Source organism: Anaerotignum lactatifermentans DSM 14214, assembly GCF_900142265.1.
GTDB lineage: Bacteria > Bacillota > Clostridia > Lachnospirales > Anaerotignaceae > Anaerotignum > Anaerotignum lactatifermentans.
This window is the reverse complement of the sequence record NZ_FRAH01000006.1, coordinates 71938-85948: the sequence shown is the minus strand read 5'-3', so window position 1 is coordinate 85948 and position 14011 is coordinate 71938. Positions and strand designations below refer to the sequence as shown.

Annotated in this window: 15 protein-coding genes and 1 other annotated feature (1 of these 16 cut by a window edge); of the genes, 8 read left to right on the top strand and 7 right to left on the bottom strand. The window is 48.7% G+C overall.

Annotation, left to right across the window (positions count from 1 at the left end):
- Positions 1-56: 56 nt before the first annotated feature.
- Both BUB35_RS02910 and mazG read right to left on the bottom strand, forming a co-directional pair.
- The gene (locus BUB35_RS02910; RefSeq protein WP_022255567.1) at positions 57-332 is read right to left on the bottom strand and encodes an HU family DNA-binding protein; all 276 of its coding nucleotides are present in this window, start codon (positions 330-332) and stop codon (positions 57-59) included.
- A gap of 26 nt (positions 333-358) precedes the next feature.
- Positions 359-1150 (bottom strand): nucleoside triphosphate pyrophosphohydrolase, encoded by a 792-nt coding sequence (gene mazG / locus BUB35_RS02905; RefSeq protein ID WP_242949182.1) that lies wholly within the window; start codon positions 1148-1150, stop codon positions 359-361.
- A gap of 189 nt (positions 1151-1339) precedes the next feature.
- Here mazG and BUB35_RS02900 point away from each other — a divergent pair, with 189 nt between their 5' ends.
- On the top strand, positions 1340-2194 hold the full coding sequence (locus tag BUB35_RS02900; protein ID WP_072849000.1) for a sulfide/dihydroorotate dehydrogenase-like FAD/NAD-binding protein: 855 nt from the start codon (positions 1340-1342) through the stop codon (positions 2192-2194).
- A gap of 14 nt (positions 2195-2208) precedes the next feature.
- Positions 2209-3600 carry an NADPH-dependent glutamate synthase gene (gltA, locus tag BUB35_RS02895; RefSeq protein ID WP_072848998.1) on the top strand — a complete coding sequence of 464 codons (1392 nt, stop codon included), beginning with the start codon at positions 2209-2211 and terminating at the stop codon, positions 3598-3600.
- A 201-nt stretch (positions 3601-3801) separates the two neighbouring features.
- On the opposite strand, the gene BUB35_RS02890 is transcribed toward gltA, so the two are convergent.
- Positions 3802-4203 (bottom strand): hypothetical protein, encoded by a 402-nt coding sequence (locus BUB35_RS02890; RefSeq protein ID WP_072848996.1) that lies wholly within the window; start codon positions 4201-4203, stop codon positions 3802-3804.
- A gap of 10 nt (positions 4204-4213) precedes the next feature.
- The gene (locus BUB35_RS02885) at positions 4214-4621 is read right to left on the bottom strand and encodes a hypothetical protein (protein ID WP_072848994.1); all 408 of its coding nucleotides are present in this window, start codon (positions 4619-4621) and stop codon (positions 4214-4216) included.
- A 209-nt stretch (positions 4622-4830) separates the two neighbouring features.
- Here BUB35_RS02885 and BUB35_RS02880 point away from each other — a divergent pair, with 209 nt between their 5' ends.
- The 6 genes from BUB35_RS02880 to BUB35_RS02855 all read left to right on the top strand — a co-directional run bounded on the left by BUB35_RS02880 (position 4831) and on the right by BUB35_RS02855 (position 11042).
- Positions 4831-5439, top strand: coding sequence for an MBL fold metallo-hydrolase (locus BUB35_RS02880; RefSeq protein ID WP_072848992.1), 609 nt, complete (start codon positions 4831-4833; stop codon positions 5437-5439).
- Positions 5440-5819: 380 nt separating this feature from the next.
- Positions 5820-7301, top strand: a complete 1482-nt coding sequence (gene glpK, locus BUB35_RS02875; protein WP_072848990.1) for a glycerol kinase GlpK — start codon at positions 5820-5822, stop codon at positions 7299-7301.
- A 178-nt stretch (positions 7302-7479) separates the two neighbouring features.
- Complete coding sequence (nrdD, locus tag BUB35_RS02870; RefSeq protein ID WP_096348607.1) at positions 7480-9597, top strand: anaerobic ribonucleoside-triphosphate reductase; 2118 nt, start codon at positions 7480-7482, stop codon at positions 9595-9597.
- A complete protein-coding gene (nrdG, locus tag BUB35_RS02865) occupies positions 9597-10091 on the top strand; it encodes an anaerobic ribonucleoside-triphosphate reductase activating protein (RefSeq protein WP_072848970.1) in 495 nt (164 codons plus the stop codon). Before nrdD ends, nrdG begins: the two co-directional genes overlap by 1 nt.
- Before the next feature lie 24 nt (positions 10092-10115).
- Complete coding sequence (locus BUB35_RS02860; protein WP_072848968.1) at positions 10116-10550, top strand: dUTP diphosphatase; 435 nt, start codon at positions 10116-10118, stop codon at positions 10548-10550.
- 9 nt (positions 10551-10559) lie between these two features.
- The gene (locus BUB35_RS02855) at positions 10560-11042 is read left to right on the top strand and encodes a GNAT family N-acetyltransferase (RefSeq protein WP_072848965.1); all 483 of its coding nucleotides are present in this window, start codon (positions 10560-10562) and stop codon (positions 11040-11042) included.
- A gap of 176 nt (positions 11043-11218) precedes the next feature.
- On the opposite strand, the gene BUB35_RS02850 is transcribed toward BUB35_RS02855, so the two are convergent.
- The 3 genes from BUB35_RS02850 to BUB35_RS02840 all read right to left on the bottom strand — a co-directional run bounded on the left by BUB35_RS02850 (position 11219) and on the right by BUB35_RS02840 (position 13814).
- Positions 11219-12076 carry a MetQ/NlpA family ABC transporter substrate-binding protein gene (locus tag BUB35_RS02850; RefSeq protein ID WP_072848963.1) on the bottom strand — a complete coding sequence of 286 codons (858 nt, stop codon included), beginning with the start codon at positions 12074-12076 and terminating at the stop codon, positions 11219-11221.
- Between the two features lie 66 nt (positions 12077-12142).
- The gene (locus tag BUB35_RS02845) at positions 12143-12802 is read right to left on the bottom strand and encodes a methionine ABC transporter permease (RefSeq protein ID WP_072848960.1); all 660 of its coding nucleotides are present in this window, start codon (positions 12800-12802) and stop codon (positions 12143-12145) included.
- On the bottom strand, positions 12795-13814 hold the full coding sequence (locus BUB35_RS02840; protein WP_072848958.1) for a methionine ABC transporter ATP-binding protein: 1020 nt from the start codon (positions 13812-13814) through the stop codon (positions 12795-12797). Before BUB35_RS02840 ends, BUB35_RS02845 begins: the two co-directional genes overlap by 8 nt.
- 60 nt (positions 13815-13874) lie before the next feature.
- Positions 13875-14011: a binding site (T-box leader), on the bottom strand (it continues 116 nt past the right edge of the window).

Below are 14011 nucleotides of genomic sequence, written 5' to 3'. Positions count from 1 at the left end.
TTTCAAAAAAACGCTTTCTCAGGACGAGAAAGCGTTTCAAAAACAATCAAATCAAATTATTTGTTGATCGCATCTTTCAAAGCTTTACCTGCTTTGAATCTGGGTGCTTTGGAAGCGGGGATGGGCATTGCTTCGCCTGTCTGAGGGTTTCTGCCTTCACGAGCTGCTCTTTCAGCTACGTCGAATGTACCGAAGCCTACCAGCTGTACTTTGCCGTTTGCTGCCAGTTCTTCTGTTACAACATCTTCGAAAGCTTTCAGTGCTTTTTCAGCGTCTTTTTTGCTCATTTCCGCCTTTTCAGCAATCGCTGCTACTAATTCAGATTTGTTCATTGTGTTAGTCCTCCTAAATAAATCTATTAAAATTTCTTGGATAAGGCAATTTTTGCCTGATCCCAGAGCAAATCCATTTCCTCCAGAGTCATTGTGGAAAGCTGCTTTCCCTCTGAAAGGGCTGAATTCTCAACATACTCAAATCTATTTATAAACTTTTTGGTGGCTTTTGTCAAGGCAAACTCGGGATTTATTTTCAAAAACCTTGCTACGTTCACCAGTGCGAACAAAATATCACCGAATTCTTCCTCTATATTGCCGTTTGGCTGTTCCACAGCCTCCTGCAGCTCCCGGATTTCTTCTGCCACTTTTTCCATGGCGCCGCCGGCTTCGTAAAAATCAAAACCAACGTCTGCGGCTTTCTTCTGCACCTTTCTGGCACGGGTCAGAGCAGGCAGGGCATCCGGCACACTTTTGAGGACATATGTCTGGGTCTGCATATGTTTTTCCTTTTTCTTCAAAGCTTCCCAGTTCACCAGCACCTGTTCCGCCGTATCCACGGAAATTTCCCCGAACACATGAGGATGGCGATAAACCATTTTCTCACAGATGCCTTGAATGACATCATCCAGTGTAAAGCCGCCTTTCTGGGCTTCGATGGAAGAATGGAATACAACCTGCATAAGCACATCCCCCAGTTCTTCCTTCAAGTTGTCCATATCACCTTTATCAATGGCATCGACGGCTTCATAGGCTTCCTCCAGCATATCCGCCCGCAAACTCTCATGGGTCTGGACCTTATCCCAAGGACACCCATTCTCACTGCGGAGCTGCTCGATGATGTCCCGTAAGTCGTCAAAAGTATATTTTTTCTGCACGTTCATTTCCTCCTTTTTAATTGGGACGTTTTTTGTCCCACATTTTATTCAAAAACCATAAACTTTTCTTCATTGTACTTCCAGAAAAACGGCGTTTTATCCATATCCCACCGCCTGAATTTATGTTATGATAATTCTAACAAAAATCACCTGCAAAAGAAAGTCCAAAGAAGAAAGGAAGTTGCAAACATGTTTCGCATTGTCAATAAAAAAGAATTAAACAGTGCTGTGACACTGCTTGAAATCGAAGCCCCTTTTGTGGCAAAAAAAGCCAAAGCGGGGCAGTTTATTATTTTCCGCGTAGATGAATTCAGCGAACGTGTCCCTCTGACCATCGCTGATTATGACAGAGAAAAAGGCACCGTCACCATCATCTTCCAGAAAGTTGGTCTGTCCACAAAACTGCTGGCAGCCAAAGAAGTTGGCGACTCCATCCGCGACTTTGTAGGTCCTCTGGGTGTTGCCACAGAATATGACGGCTTCAAGAAAGTTGCCGTTGTGGGCGGCGGCGTAGGCTGTGCCATCGCTTATCCTCAGGCAAAAGCCCTGCACGAACTGGGCGTAGAAGTAGACGTCATTGCAGGCTTTAGAAACAAAGAAATTGTCATTCTGGAAGACGAAATGAGCGCTGTTTCCGACAACTACTACCTGATGACCGATGACGGCACAAAAGGTGAAAAAGGCTTCGTTACAGACAAGCTGAAATCCCTCATCGAAGCTGGCAACCAGTACGACGCTGTCATTGCCATCGGTCCCATCCCCATGATGAAATTCGTCAGCCTTACTACAAAACCTTACGGCATCAAAACCATTGTCAGCCTGAACCCCATCATGATCGACGGCACAGGCATGTGCGGCGGCTGTCGTGTCACCGTTGGCGGCGAAATCAAATTTGCCTGCGTAGACGGTCCCGACTTCGACGGACATCAGGTAGACTTCGACGAACTGATGAACCGCAACTCCGTTTACAAGAAAGAAGAAGCGGATTTGGCTGAAAAACATATCTGCCGCATGGACAAAATGGCACACGACTTGATTCACTAAGGAGGACGGAAACAATGGCAAACATGAGCTTGGAAAAAATCAAAATGCCTGAACAGGCACCTGATGTGAGAAATAAAAACTTTGAAGAAGTAGCCATGGGCTACACAGCGGAAATGGCCATGGAAGAAGCTACCCGCTGTCTGAACTGCAAACACAAACCCTGTGTCAGCGGCTGTCCCGTAAACGTACGGATTCCCGAATTCATCGCGGAAGTGGCAAAAGGCGACTTTATGGCAGCTTATAAAATCATCACCTCCACAAACGCTCTGCCTGCTGTCTGCGGTCGTGTATGTCCGCAGGAAAGCCAGTGCGAATCCAAATGCGTTCGTGCCATCAAAGGCGAAGCCGTAGCCATCGGTCGTCTGGAACGTTTTGTTGCTGACTGGTACATGGCAAACTGCGATGAAATGCCCGAAAAACCTGCCCAGAACGGCAAAAAAGTGGCTGTTATCGGTTCCGGTCCTTCCTCTCTGGCATGTGCTGGTGACCTGGCAAAAGCAGGCTATGCAGTGACTATTTTTGAAGCATTCCACACAGCCGGCGGCGTACTGGTTTACGGTATCCCCGAATTCCGTCTGCCGAAAGCTATCGTACAGAAAGAAATCGACAAGCTGTCTGCTATGGGCGTTGAAGTCATGACAAACATGGTTATCGGCAAAGTATTGTCCATCGACGAAATCATTGACGATATGGGTTATGATGCCGTATTCATCGGCACTGGTGCAGGTCTGCCTTCCTTCATGGGCATCCCCGGTGAAGCGCTGGTAGGCGTTTACTCCGCTAACGAATATCTGACTCGTATCAACCTGATGAAAGCGTATATTTCTGATTATGATACACCTATCCGTCATAGCAAAGCGGTTGCTGTTGTAGGCGGCGGCAACGTAGCCATGGACGCTGCAAGATGCGCAAAAAGAATGGGTGCAGAAAAAGTTTACATCGTTTACCGTCGTTCCGAAAAAGAAATGCCTGCGCGTCTGGAAGAAATCCATCACGCAAAAGAAGAAGGTATTGAATTCCACCTGCTGCGCAATCCTGTGAAGATTCTGGATGACGGCAATGGTCAGGTATGCGGTATCGAATGTCTGAAAATGGAACTGGGCGAACCCGATGCCAGCGGCAGAAGACGTCCTGTACCTGTGGAAGGCTCCAACTACGTTATCGACGTTGATACAGTCGTTATGTCCATCGGTACATCCCCCAACCCTCTCATCCGCAGCACCACAAAGGGTCTGGAAACCAACCGGAAAGGCTGTCTGGTAGTTAACGAAGAAACAAACCAGACCACCAGAGAAGGCGTTTACGCCGGCGGTGACGCTGTTACAGGGGCTGCAACGGTTATTCTGGCTATGGGCGCAGGCAAAAAGGCTGCCGCAGCCATTGATGAATATCTGAAAAACAAATAATCTTTTTTGAAATAGAAAAAGTACGGCAAACAAAGAAAGCCAAAATCCCTAAAATACAAAGGATTCTGGCTTTCTTATTTTTATTTCTTCTGAAAACAGTGAATCTCACCGAGAAATGAACGAAGGGAAGAAATCATAGCAGTTTGAGATACGTTTTTGCAAACAAAAACGGTATGGTGTTTAAGCCATACCGTCATTTTCTCAGGATTCCTCTTTCTTTTTTCTTCGGCGCAGTTCCCTCTCGTATGCCACCAGCATATAAATACAATTCCACACAAACAAAAGACCAATGGACAGCTCCGGCACCCAGAAAACCAGTATGACGCTCACCGCCATACAGCTTCCATGACTGCCCCAGAAAAATTTCCGTCCAAGTCCTGTCAAGTTCCAGCGCATGGGGTTACGCACCCAAGACAAAACCACTGCCGCCAGACCGGATACCAGCACCACCACTACAAAAAGTCCGTAGATATGCCCCGTATCCCACACACTGGGCGCCCAAACGCTCACCAGCGCATCGGCGCAAAGGCAGAGCCAAGCCAGCAGCTCCAGCCGCATCCATGCGATACATCTTTTCAGCTGTACATCCGAAAGGTACTCCATAGCCGCCTCCTTATGATGCCTGACCCAATTCTTCCTTCCATTCCAGCCAAACACAAATAGGGTTCCAAATAAATACCACAGGGATAACAAGTGCCTGCATGCCCTGCACCCACTCCGCTTTCCATACAAAGAACAGCACAGCGCAGATAAGAATCACCAAAGCCCCCAGCAAATACCGTCTGGGACGGCGCAGTTTATATCCGTGGCGCAGAGGGTTATCCAGATGGGATGCCACTGCCAGCACGCCGCACAGAATCATGCCGCCGATTTCTACCCACCCCGGCAGGCTTTCTCCCAGCAGCACTTCAGCAATTTTCACACTAAAAATCACCCACAATGCCATGAGCAGCCATGCGGCGATTTCTTTTCTGATTCTCATACAGCCCTCCATGAGCTGCTGTTTCCTTCTCTCTTCCAAAAAACTTCCTCCGTTCCGGCGGTATCCGCCTGATTCTATTCGTTGTTTGTTCCATCTTACTCCCCTTTCTCTTTCTTGTCCAGCTTTTTCCGGCGTTTGGAAACTTTCCTGTAAAAAGACTAGGCGGCTGGTGGTCTTTTCTGCTATAATAGTGCAGACGGCAGAAAAAAATGCCTGTAAAAATCGAAACACAAGGAGGTTTTTGCACCATGAAAATACAAACACTGGAAATCGGCAACATCGGCACCAATTGCTATGTGATCTCTGACGACAATGGCATCTGCGCCATCATCGACTGCGACGGCAATCCCCAGCCTTTGTTCCGCTATATCGAAGAAAACAACCTGAAACCCACCCATATCCTGCTGACCCACGGTCATGACGACCACATCGGCGCTGTGGAGATGGTAAAAGAAAAATACGGCTGTCCCGTCTACGCCTGCAAAAAAGAAGAAGCTCTGCTGGCAGACCCTGCCTTGAACTGCTCTCTTTACATGAGCGGTCCTACTTCTCTTTCCGCTGACGTATGGGTACAGGAAGGCGACGCTGTGAAAGTTGGCGATCTGGAATTTACCGTACTGGAAACACCCGGTCATACAGCCGGCAGTGTATGCTATCTCATCGGCAACAACATTTTCTCCGGCGACACCCTGTTCCAGGGCTCCTGCGGCCGTACAGACCTGCCTACAGGCAACTGGGGCGAGATCATCGCTTCTCTGAAACGTCTGCGGAACCTGCCCGGTGATTACAATGTATATCCCGGTCACGGTCCTTCCACTACGCTGGAAATCGAACGCCGCATGAACCCTTATATGTAACGAAACGCTGTCGTCAAAACCTCATTTCATTCAAGGTTTTGACGAGTAGACAGAAGTATAAAACCGTTGGGTCAAGCACTTTGCTCCGCAAAGCCAGCTTCGCTGTCCCCGTTTTCTTCGGGGTGCAGAGTATCCATCAGTTCAAAAGCCTCGAAACTCCGGTTTTTCCTCGTCGGAAATGAATTCCGACTGTGGATTCCAGTTGGGGAACCCCACACCGCAAGAGATGCGGACAGCCATTTATGGCTGGCATTTGCGAAGCAAATGTGTTGACCCCTTTGTTCCCCAAGCCCTTCTGCGTTCATGCAAAAAGTATAAAAATTACTTTATCTACAGTCTGAGCCCCCTTTGGGGCTTTTCACATGAAAAGGAGGATTTGTATGCAGTATATCATGTCTTTGGATCAAGGAACCACCAGCTCTCGCTGTATCCTCTTTGACAAAAACGGCGCAGCTGTCAGCACTGCCCAAAAGGAATACCGTCAGATCTATCCCCAGCCCGGCTGGGTGGAACACGACCCCATGGAAATCTGGCAAAGCCAGCTGGAAGTGGCACAGAAGGCTCTGGAACAGAAAGGGCTCACTGCCGCTGACATTGCCGCCATCGGCATCACCAACCAGCGAGAAACCACCATTCTCTGGGACAAGCGCACAGGCAAGCCCATTTACAACGCCATTGTATGGCAGTGCCGCCGGACGGCCGAGGACTGCGAAGAACTGGCGAAAAAAGGCTACACTGACCTGTTCCGGGAAAAAACAGGGCTTCTGCTGGACGCATACTTCTCCGCAACAAAAATCCGTTGGGTATTGAACCATGTAGAAGGGGCAAGAAAACTGGCTGAAGAAGGCAATCTGCTGTTCGGTACCGTAGATACATGGCTTATCTGGAATCTCACAGGAGGACAAGTACATGCCACCGATTACTCCAATGCCTCCCGTACCATGCTGTTCAACATCCATACTTTGCAGTGGGATACGGAAATTCTGGACATTCTGGATATTCCCCCTTCTATCCTGCCTAAAGTCATGCCCTCCAGCGGCGTATTCGGTCAGACACTTCCCTTCCACTTCGGCGCACCCATTCCCATTGCCGGAGCCGCTGGCGACCAGCAGTCTGCCCTTTTTGGACAGGCTTGCTTCACACCCGGTTCTGCCAAAAACACCTACGGCACTGGTTGTTTCCTGCTGATGCACACAGGGGATGCCCCTGTGGCCTCTAAAAACGGGCTTCTGACCACCATTGCATGGGGACTGGATGGAAAAGTCACCTATGCACTGGAAGGCTCTGTATTCGTGGCTGGGGCTGCCATTCAGTGGCTTCGTGACGAACTGAAGCTCATCGGTTCCGCGCCGGAAACAGAAGAACTTGCCATGTCTGTGCCTGATACCTGCGGCGTTTATCTGGTACCCGCTTTCGTGGGACTAGGTGCGCCCTACTGGGCCCCTTACGCAAGAGGTATTTTGACAGGGCTTACCCGCGGTGCCAACCGGAACCATATTGCCCGCGCGGCACTGGAATCCATGGCATACCAGACTTATGACGTGCTCCACGCCATGGAGGAGGACGCAGGGATTCCACTGGCGGAACTTCGTGTAGATGGCGGCGCCGCTGCAAATAACTTCCTGCTGCAATTCCAGGCGGACATCACAGGGGTTCCTGTGCTCCGTCCCAAAACACTGGAAACCACTGCATTGGGTGCTGCGTATCTGGCAGGTCTTGCAGTGGGCTACTGGAAAGATTTGTCGGAAATCCGCCGGAACTGGGGCGTTTCTCACGCCTATTCTCCCAAAGCATCCAAGGAAGAAGCGGCAGAAAAACTGGAAGGCTGGCAAAAAGCAGTGCGTCAGACCTTGACAAAATAAAATAAAAATAACCTTAACAAAATTTCAGAAAAAAATCGGATGAACTTCTCTAAGTTTTCACAATATCTTGTGTTGTCTATATTTTTGATTGCAATATATAGCCGTATGTGGTACATTATGATACAGCAAATGACTATGTATTGTATCTCGCTTGCCGAGAATGAAGGAGGATATCATCATGTATGTGATTAAGAAAGATAATACCCACGAACCGTGGAATGTGCAGAAAGTTGTAGTTGCCGTAAACAAATCCGCTTACCGCGCTCTGGTGAAATTCACACAGGAAGAACTGGATTTCATCTGTGATTTCGTAGAAACAAAAGCGAAATCCCTTGGCAAAGAAGGCATCCCCATTGCGGAAATGCACAACATCGTCGAAGGCGCACTGGAACAGGTAAAGCCTGAAGTTGCAAAAAGCTACCGTGATTACCGCAACTACAAACAGGACTTTGTGAAAATGCTGGACGAGGTTTACAAAAAAAGCCAGTCCATCATGTATATCGGCGACAAGGAAAACAGCAACACCGACAGCGCTCTGGTTTCCACAAAACGCTCTCTGGTATTCAATCAGCTGAACAAAGAACTGTACCAGAAATTCTTCATGACCACAGAAGAACTCCAGGCATGCCGTGACGGTTATATCTACATCCATGATATGTCTGCCAGACGTGACACCATGAACTGCTGCCTGTTCGACGTAAAAGAAGTACTGACTGGCGGTTTTGAAATGGGCAACCTGTGGTACAACGAACCCAAAACACTGAACGTTGCCTTTGACGTCATCGGCGACATCGTTCTTTCCGCTGCCAGCCAGCAGTACGGCGGTTTTACGGTACCTTCCGTAGACCTGCTGCTGGAACCCTTTGCGGAAAAGAGCTATGAAAAATTCTATCGCCGTTACATCGACATGGGTCTGACACCTAAGGCTGCGGACAAAGAAGCTATGGCAGACATCCTCAACGACTTTGAACAGGGCTTCCAGGGCTGGGAATACAAATTCAACACCGTTGCTTCCAGCCGCGGGGATTATCCTTTCATCACCATGACATTCGGCACAGGCACAGGCAAATTTGCCAAAATGGCATCCATCACCATGCTGAACGTTCGCAGAAAAGGACAGGGCAAGAAAAACTGCAAAAAGCCCGTACTGTTCCCCAAACTGGTATTCCTTTATGACGAAAATCTCCATGGAAAAGGCAAGGAACTGGAAGATGTCTTTGAAGCAGGCATCCTCTGCTCCTCCAAGACCATGTATCCCGACTGGCTTTCCCTCACAGGCGAAGGCTATGTAGCGGAAATGTATAAAAAATACGGCGCCATCATCAGCCCCATGGGCTGCCGTGCCTTCCTGTCCCCTTGGTTTGAACGGGGCGGCATGGAACCTGCTGACGAAAACGACAAACCTGTTTTCGTAGGTCGTTTCAACATCGGTGCTGTCAGCCTGCACCTGCCTATGATTTACGCAAAAGCAAAACAGGAAAGCAAGCCTTTCTATGAAGTACTGGACTACTATCTGGAACTGATTCGTCAGCTCCACATCCGTACTTATGCGTACCTGGGCGAAATGCGCGCATCCACCAACCCTCTGGCATACTGCGAAGGCGGCTTCTACGGCGGTCATCTGGGCATTCACGACAAAATCAAACCTTTGCTGAAGGCTGCTACCGCTTCTTTCGGCATCACTGCTCTGAACGAACTGCAGGAGCTGTATAACGGCAAATCTCTGGTAGAAGACGGTCAGTTTGCCATCGACACATTGCAGCACATCAACGATAAAGTGGCGGAATTCAAGAAAGCCGACGGCAATCTGTACGCTATCTACGGCACTCCTGCGGAAAGCCTCTGCGGCCTGCAGGTAACACAGTTCCGCAAGAAATACGGCGTAGTGGAAAATGTATCCGACCGTCCTTACGTAAGCAACTCTTTCCACTGCCATGTAACAGAAGACATTTCCCCTATCCAGAAACAGGATCTGGAAAAACGTTTTTGGGATTTGTCCAACGGCGGCAAGATTCAGTATGTAAAATACCCCATCGACTACAATTTGGACGCCATCCGCACACTGGTGCGCCGTGCCATGAAGATGGGCTTCTATGAAGGGGTAAACCTTTCTCTGGCATACTGCGACGACTGCGGTCATCAGGAACTGGAAATGGACGTATGCCCGAAATGTGGCAGCAAAAACCTGACAAAAATCGAAAGAATGAATGGATATCTGTCTTACTCCCGTGTCAAAGGCGATACTCGTCTGAATGAAGCAAAAATGGCAGAAATCGCAGAAAGGAAGAGTATGTAATGCGTTACCACAACATCACAAAAGACGATATGCTCAACGGCGAAGGGCTGCGAGTGGTTTTGTGGGTAGCGGGATGCTCCCACGGCTGCAAAAACTGCCAGAACCCCATTACATGGGACCCCAACGGCGGTCTGCCTTTTGATGAGGCTGCCAAAGCGGAAATTTTTGCAGAACTGGAAAAAGACTACATCAGCGGCATCACATTCAGCGGCGGTGACCCCTTATACATGGGCAACCGGGAAGATGTGACCGCACTGGCGAAAGAAATCAAAGAAGCCTTTCCTGACAAGAAAACATGGCTCTACACCGGCTATCTTTGGGAAGAAGTCAGCGCTCTGCCTATCATGCCCTATCTGGACGTTATCGTAGACGGACGTTTTGTGGAAGAACTGAAAGACCCTCAGCTCCACTGGAAAGGCAGCTTTAACCAGCGGATCATCGACGTACAGAAATCTCTGGAAAAAGGCACCATGTACCTTTACCACGCGGAATAAAGCAATACAGAAAGGAAGAAATCAATGGTTTCCATCAGAATCAAATATCTCAGCGACAAAATCGAAAAACTGCGTTACATCGACGGCAAATCCGACTGGATCGACCTGCGGGCAGCAGAAAGAGTGAAACTGAAGGCAGGAGAATTCCGCCTGATTCCTCTGGGCATCGCCATGGAGCTGCCAAAGGGCTATGAAGCGCATATCGTGCCCCGCAGCTCTACTTTCAAGAACTTTGGCGTTATCCAGACCAACCACTGCGGCATTGTGGACGAAAGCTACTGCGGCGATAACGACCAGTGGTTCTTCCCCGCGCTGGCTATGCGTGACACCGTCATTGATGTGAACGACCGTATCTGTCAGTTCCGTATTTTCGAGCACCAGCCTGCCATTTCTTTTGACGAAGCAGAAACACTGGGCAACGACGACCGTGGCGGCATTGGCTCCACAGGCAAGAATTGAGGCGATAACATGACAGACCTGACTTTTCGGTTCGCAGAACGGAAAGATATCCCCCTGATTCTGCGGTTTATCAAAGAACTGGCGGATTATGAAGGGCTTCTTTCTGAAGTGGTAGCAACGGAAGAAATTCTGGAAACCTGGATTTTTGATAAAGAAAAAGCAGAAGTGCTTTTGGCTGTGGATAAGTCCGGCGAAGAAATTGGCTTCGCACTGTTTTTCCACAACTTCTCCACATTTCTGGGGAGAGCTGGCATTTATCTGGAAGATTTATATGTGTCCCCTGTCCACCGTGGCAAGGGCTACGGCAAAGCCATTTTGCAGAAACTGGCGCAGATTGCTGTAGAAAGAGGCTGCGGCAGACTGGAATGGTGGTGTCTGGATACCAACACCCCTTCCATCGGGTTTTATCTCTCCTTAGGGGCAGAACCCATGTCCGACTGGACAGTGTACCGTCTGGCGGGAGATACCCTGAAAAATATGGCAGAAGATTAAGCACAAAAAAAGCAGAAAATTCCCATATGGAAATTAGGGGCATCTTCATAAGAAAACAAAGAAAGCCGAAACCCTGATATACAAAGGATTTCGGCTTTTCTATTTTGATTGATGTTTTTATCTTGTGTACCTAAGGAAACCGTCTTTCATGTTTCTTTCTTTTGCAAAATTTGTTTTTATTCAGCTGCTACTTCGAATACAGGTGCTACAGCGCCTTCGAATGTTTCGTTGATGTAGTCAGCGATTTCCTGAGAGTTCAGAACTTCCATCAGTGTCTGCAGTTCAGGTCTTGTTTCGTCACCATTGCGAACTGCTACAACGTTCTGGTATGTTTCTGCTGCCAGAGAGTCAGCTTCTTCGATTGCCAGTGCGTCAGAGATGCTCAGACCGCCGCCCAGTGCATAGTTACCGTTGATCACAGCGATATCCAGAGAGCTCAGGGACAGAGGCAGCTGTGCAGCTTCCATTTCAACGATTTCCAGGTTATGAGGGTTTTCTACGATATCCAGTTTTGTTGCTGCTACGCCAGCATCTTCTTTCAGTGTGATCAGACCGTTAGATTCCAGCAGCAGCAGTGCTCTTGCTTCGTTTGTTGCGTCATTGGGTACGCCTACTTTTGCGCCGTCAGGCAGAGCAGCCAGGTCGCTGGAGTTGCCTGCGAAGATGCCCATGGGTTCATAGTGAACAGCACCCAGAGCTACCAGATCCATGTCGTTGTCAGCATTGAACTGATCCAGGTAAGGCTGATGCTGGAAGTAGTTTGCATCCAGGTCGCCTGTGTTCAATGCCAGGTTAGGCTGTACATAGTCTGTAAATTCTACGATTTCCAGTGTAACGCCTTTTTCTGCCAGCAGGGGCTGTGCAGCTTTCAGGATTTCTGCGTGAGGGGAAGGAGAAGCGCCAACTTTGATGGTTGTGCCTTCTGTTGTTGCAGTTGTTGCGCCTTCATCTGCTGTTTCTGTTGTTGTGCCGCCGCAGCCTACAGCGCCGAATGCCAAAGCTGCTGTCAATAAAATACCAATAAACTTTTTCATAATACATGTTCCTCCTTAGAATTTGAATAGCATTTGTTTTCTTTTTTTATGTGTACTCTTAACGAGTTACAGCCGTTTGTCTGTGCCTCTTGCGATACGAAGGCCAACTTCCTGCAATACCTGCACGATCACTACCAGCAGAACTACCATGACTAACATGATATCTCTCTGACTGCGGTAGTAACCATAGTTGATGGCTACAGCACCCAGACCGCCGCCGCCGCAGAAACCTGCCATTGCGGAGTAGCCCAGAATGGTTGTCATGGCGATGGCACTGCCGATCAAAAGAGAAGGTTTTGCTTCGGGCAGCAGTACCTTTGTCATGATTTCAAAGGGAGAAGCCCCCATGGACTGTGCCGCTTCCACAACACCTTTGTCCACTTCCTTCAGGGAAGATTCCACCAGTCTGGCAATGAAGGGAGCCGCTGCTACCACCAGTACCACAACCGTTGCCTTTGCACCGATAACAGTGCCCACAACTGCCTGTGTGATAGGCATCATGGCTACCAGCAAAATCAGGAAAGGAATGGAACGCAGGATGTTGATGATAATCCCCAGCACCTGATTGAACAGGGGCGCCGGTGCGATACCATCCTTATCTGTTGCCACCAGAATCAAGCCCAAAGGCAAGCCGATGACATATGCAAAAAATGAGGAAATAATGGTCATATAAATACTTTCCCAGAAGGCTACGCCTACTAAAGAAATCATTTCTGAATTAAACATACGCTACCTCCTCAACTTCTACGCCCTGATCTTTCAAATACTGAATCATTTTTTTCCGCAGGGCTTCTTCTTCGGGGAACTGCAGAATCATCTGACCAAAAACTTCCCCATCAATATTTCTGGTGTTGCCGGCAAGGATATTTGCCACACCGTTACAATCAATCATCATACGTCCCAGTACAGGTTCATTAGAAATACCACCTTTGAATACCACACGATAGCAGTAAGGCAATTTCCCTGCATAAGCTTCTCGGTTGGAACCTTCATGGAATACCAGTTCCTGACCGATCTGTGTTTTGGGAGCCCGGAAGATTTCCTGTACGCTGCCCATTTCTGCAATCTTACCTTCACTGATAATAGCAACTCTGTTGCAGATTTCCTGAATGACTTTCATTTCGTGGGTAATCACCACAATGGTGATGCCCAGTCGTTTGTTGATGTCTTTCAGAAGTTCCAGAACCCCGGCTGTTGTGTTGGGGTCCAGGGCGCTTGTTGCTTCATCACAAAGCAGGATTTTCGGGTTTGTGGCCAATGCTCTGGCGATGGCAACCCTCTGTTTCTGACCGCCGGAAAGCTGGGAAGGATAAGATTCCATTCTATCGCCCAGACCAACCAGTTCCAGCAATTCTTTTGCCTTTTCTCTGGCTTCTGCCTTTTTCACACCGGCGATCTCCATGGGGAAGCATACATTTTCCATGGCTGTCCGCTGCATGAGCAGGTGGAACTGCTGGAAGATCATACCCATGGAACGGCGTGCCTGTCTCAAATCCTTCTCGGAAAGGCAGGTCAATTCCTGACCATCCAGAAATACCTGACCTTCTGTAGGACGTTCCAGCAGGTTGATGCATCGTACCAGTGTACTCTTGCCGGCGCCGCTCAGACCGATGATGCCGAAAATCTCGCCTTTTTCAATATCCAAATCAATGCCGTGAAGCACTTCCAGCGTTCCTTTTTTCTGGGGAAACGCTTTGGTGATTCCTTTGAGCCGAATCATGATTTCCTTCTGCTCCATGTTCCTCTCTCCTTTTCCTTCTTACGGATTCATAAAAAAACTCCCGTCCCTGACCGTCTGTCAAGGGACGAGATCATAGCTTCGTGTTACCACCCTAATTTATCATCACCTCACGATGATGACCTTATCCGGTACGGGCAAAACTGCCGATATCGTAGTGCTGTCACGGGCACACCCGTCGCAGCCTAAAGGATTTC